Origin of the sequence: Schlesneria sp. (assembly GCF_036405755.1) — a bacterium.
Taxonomy (GTDB): domain Bacteria; phylum Planctomycetota; class Planctomycetia; order Planctomycetales; family Planctomycetaceae; genus Schlesneria; species Schlesneria sphaerica.
The window spans coordinates 1-4,274 of record NZ_DASWWZ010000752.1; the positions used below are offsets into that span (position 1 = coordinate 1).

The following is a 4,274-nucleotide window of genomic DNA, read 5'->3' on the forward strand; positions in this document are numbered from 1 at the left end:
GATCGACCTGGTCTATCATCTGTCTGGTGAATATGACCATCTCGCAAAGCGCCTGGCTCAGCAAATGAAGCTGGCCGAGCCGATGCCCGAACTGGCCCAGCTTGTAGCAGCCAGTCCATTCGATGCCGCACTGCACGACGCTTATGGTCAAATCCATAATCGTAATAGCTTCGACACACTGACGTCGAAATTCATGAACTATGATCTGGCTTACTATCTGGATGCCACCTTCAAAGGGGAATATCTCGATAAGTACACGCTGCGTGAACCCAAAGAACGCATGCCGCTGTATCACCTTGTCGGAGCCCTCGATCCGCTGACCGACGGGGAAGTCACCAAGAAGATTGGTGACGGACTGCCTGAAACGCTTGAACAGTGGATTGCCTACAACGGCTTGACCCACCTCAAGATCAAGCTGGCAGGCGATAACTTCGACTGGGACGTCGCCCGCACGCTCGCCGTCAACGCCTGTGCCGAACAAGCCCAGGCGAAACGGGGCTGCACGCAATGGTTCTACTCGGTCGACTTCAATGAGAAGTGTCAGAATGCGGCCTACGTCGTTGATTTCCTCAACAAGGTGAAATCGGCATCGCCTGCTGCCTTCGACCGGATCCAGTACGTTGAACAGCCCACACACCGGGACTTGCGCGCCAATCCCGACAACAAGATGCATGAAGCGGCCAAGCTCAAGCCGATCGTCATCGATGAATCGCTCGTCGATTACGACAGCCTGCTGCTGGCTCGCGAGCAAGGCTATACCGGCGCCGCCCTCAAGGCATGTAAAGGACAGACCGAAACACTGCTGCTGAGCGCTGCCGCTCAGAAGTTTGACATGTTCCTTTGTGTCCAGGACCTGACCTGCCCTGGGTACTCATTCCTGCACTCCGCCAGTATTGCAGCACACCTTCCCGGCATCGCCGCGATCGAAGGAAATGCCCGACAGTACTGCCCTGCCGGAAACAAACCCTGGGCCAAGCGATTCCCAACCATGTTTGAAATCACCGACGGGACAGTCGGCACCGGCGTCCTCAATGGAGTGGGATTGGGGATCTAACCTCAATACTTAACCCTTGATGGCACCTGCAACCCCCGTCCGTGCTGGCGGGGTTTGCATCTCGTCGGCCTCGCCCCCTGGATCAAACGTACAAGAAAGCCCCCCCGACGAATCACTCGTCGGGGGGCTTTTATTTCATCACGGTCGCCGAGAGAGATGATCAGCTCACTCGCCACCTCCATGTGCAGGCGTCAGACCGCAAGCGGCATCAGAGCAGAATGGTCTGCTCGCGATCGGGGCCAATGCTGATAAATTTGGCCGGCACCTCCAGCAATTCGCTGACCGTATCCACGTACTGCCGTGCCCCTGCCGGAAGATCGCTCAACTTGCGAGCGCCGGTAATATCCTTCTTCCAGCCTGGAATCTTGCGGAAGATAGGTTTCGCCACTTCCAGGTCTTCGACGTGCGACGGGAAGTCCGTCGTCCGCTCACCCCGGATGTCGTACGCCTCACAGATATTCAATTCGTCGAGCTGCGCCAGGACGTCAAGCAGCATAACAGCGATCTGATCGACACCACAAACGCGAGCTCCGTAGGCCGTCGCCACGGCATCGAACCAGCCGCAACGGCGAGGACGTCCGGTGACCGTACCATACTCATGCCCCACGTCACGAATGTGCTGTCCAATCTCGTCGTTGAGTTCCGTCGGGAAAGGACCGCCACCGACCCGCGTCGTGTACGCCTTGACGACACCAATCATCCGCGTGATCGCACGCTGGGGAACTCCGCTGCCGCTGTGAATCCCGGCCGCCGAGCTGTTGGAGCTGGTGACGAACGGGAACGTTCCATGATCGACGTCCAGCAGGCTTCCCTGGGCCCCCTCGAACAGGACATTCTTTTTCTGCTTCAAAGCCTTATGCAACCAGGCCGTCGTATCAACGACGTGTGGCGCCAGCTTATCGGCAAATGCGACGTAGGCCTCATAGATCGCATCGGCGTCCAGCGGAGTGATCGATGGATCAAGCGATTTCAGCGTCAGATTCTTGAACGCAACAATCTCGGCCAGCTTGGCACGGAATGTTTCGCGATGATAGAGGTCGCCAACGCGGATCGCGTGACTGCGCCCTGCTTTGTCGCGATAGCAGGTTCCGATTCCGCGTCCGGTCGTTCCGATGGCGTTATCGCCCCGCCGTTTTTCAAAGATAGCGTCTTCGATGATGTGATACGGCAGAATGACGTGAGCACGATCGCTCACGAGCAGATTTCCGCCGTCGACGCGAACACCACGGTCGGTCAGCGACTTCATCTCTTTGAGGAGCGCGTCGGGATTCACGACCAGGCCATTGCCAATGACGGCGGTGACACCGGGACGCAGAATGCCTGTCGGCAGCAGGGACAACTTGTAGGTTTGGCCGTCAAACTTGACCGTATGGCCGGCGTTATTGCCCCCCTGGTACCGCACGACAACTTCATGCGAATCCGTCAGGAAATCGACGATCTTTCCCTTGGCTTCATCGCCCCATTGCAGACCTACGACTGAAGTCACTGACACAATACGAACCTTCAATGAAAATACTGACCGAGAGGCGATTACGGCTGCCGCTCAAAACAAACTTCGTACCAGCGGAGACCCGACATGAATTCTTGAATCCCTCATCGAGCTACCGGATCATCAACCCAGACTCATCGGACCGCTTCGTACTTCGTTTCTGCAAATGTCGCGTCCCCAAGGATTCTCCGGGCGCGAAAAACGCGAGACAGACATCGGTGTCCGCCCCGCGAGTCCCACCTAGTCTATCGCACCGGCTCGGTAATGTGGAGCGTCACACGGTCCTCGTTAAAAAACCGTCCAAACAACCGTACAGACAGCCTTTTGGCGGAATTTCAGGTGCAGAGAGGATTAGCCACAAAGTCTGCCATCCCACCACGATTGGAGATTCTCTCGCCGCGAGCGGACCGCGTTCAGCCCCCGAGCTGCTCTCCCCCGTCCCGAGATTCCAGCAGACGTTATTCTTGCGCTCCCCCGGCCGACGACTCGTCCACTGTCCTGAGAAGTTCAATCCGATCAAAGAAAGCGGGCCCTCCAATTGCCGTGGGCGCAATTCCAGTGAGGGTAAAATCACCGAAGTCCTGCCACAAATCGCGCGTGATGACGACCCAGTCACCGGGAGGACGGGGTGCCAGCCCCACCGCCTGCCATGCGGTCAGATTCTTTCCCGCGAAGTACCTGCGCAGCGGCTCCTCAGCCGGGGGCCACTGTCCCTCGTCAGCCAGTTCCAGCATGACACCCGAGGCCTGAGGGGATTTCCAGGCAAACCGCAGATAACGATATTCCCCCACCACGGGCTTCTCGCGAATTCGAAACTCCCAACCTTTGATCCGGGCTGAATACCGCTGCGGAGGGGTAATTCTGAGGCACGATTCGCCGGCGAATTTCTCGGTCGTCACGAACTCGGCCGTCCCTTCCCCTTCTGACAGCGACATCGCCATGCTCGGGTTGTCATCGAGTAGCACCACACGCTGCTGAGGTTGCCTCAACCACGCGATCGCGTCCGCCACATCCTTTGGCTTCAGCGACTTAACGAGGTCCTCTGGCATCAGCGAAATCGACGAGACCCGTAGTTCATCGATCTCGTTTCGCAGGATAACCTGCTGCTTTCCCTCAGGTTGCTTCAAAGTCACGCTGGTCGGGGATTCGGACCCCAGTAGCCCCGTGAACACCTGCCCGGAGTTCGTCGAGATTGTGTACGTCATATAACCGGGTGAAATCGTTTCGCTCGGGGAGAGAATGTCCTTGATGATGGTCTCTTCCGCCCGCTGAAATTCAGAACTCAAGTCGGGCCCGACAGCAAAACCGACACCATGCGCCTGATGGCATTTGCCGCACACGTCCCGAAAAACCTGATGCCCATGAACCGGATCACGGGTTTCCTGCAGCGCTGCGGTGAAACGAGGATACGCTTCGAGCGCGGCCGAATTCGTTACCGTCAACAGCTTTCCGGCACGTTGACGGACGGCGTCGTCTTTATCGTCCAGCAGGACCGCCCGATGGACGGCCGACACCAGCGATGCCGGCACGATTTTCTGCTCAATCGCGTCCAGCAGGACAGGGATGCGGTCTCGTCGAGAGAAGACCGCGCCCAGGATCGCTTCACTCACTCGAGGCGTTGCGGACGGCAGTGCATTCACCAAAGTCTGTGCGATGGAATCCTCATTTTCTGATGCAAGCTCACCGATCGCGGCCAGCCGATGGTCCACGTTCAAGGTTACGTCCTGCGTC

Annotated in this window: 2 protein-coding genes and 1 pseudogene; 1 reads left to right on the forward strand and 2 read right to left on the reverse strand. The window is 57.7% G+C overall.

The window, feature by feature from the left end; genetic code table 11:
• On the forward strand, positions 1-1,054 hold a 1,054-nt coding region (locus VGE80_RS24660; protein WP_440594501.1), incomplete at its 5' end, for an enolase C-terminal domain-like protein.
• Positions 1,055-1,262: 208 nt separating this feature from the next.
• Here the strand turns inward: VGE80_RS24660 and VGE80_RS24665 are convergent.
• Both VGE80_RS24665 and VGE80_RS24670 read right to left on the reverse strand, forming a co-directional pair.
• Positions 1,263-2,546 (reverse strand): adenylosuccinate synthase, encoded by a 1,284-nt coding sequence (locus VGE80_RS24665; RefSeq protein WP_440594502.1) that lies wholly within the window; start codon positions 2,544-2,546, stop codon positions 1,263-1,265.
• A gap of 455 nt (positions 2,547-3,001) precedes the next feature.
• A pseudogene (locus tag VGE80_RS24670) lies at positions 3,002-4,274 on the reverse strand (hypothetical protein); the annotation flags it as partial.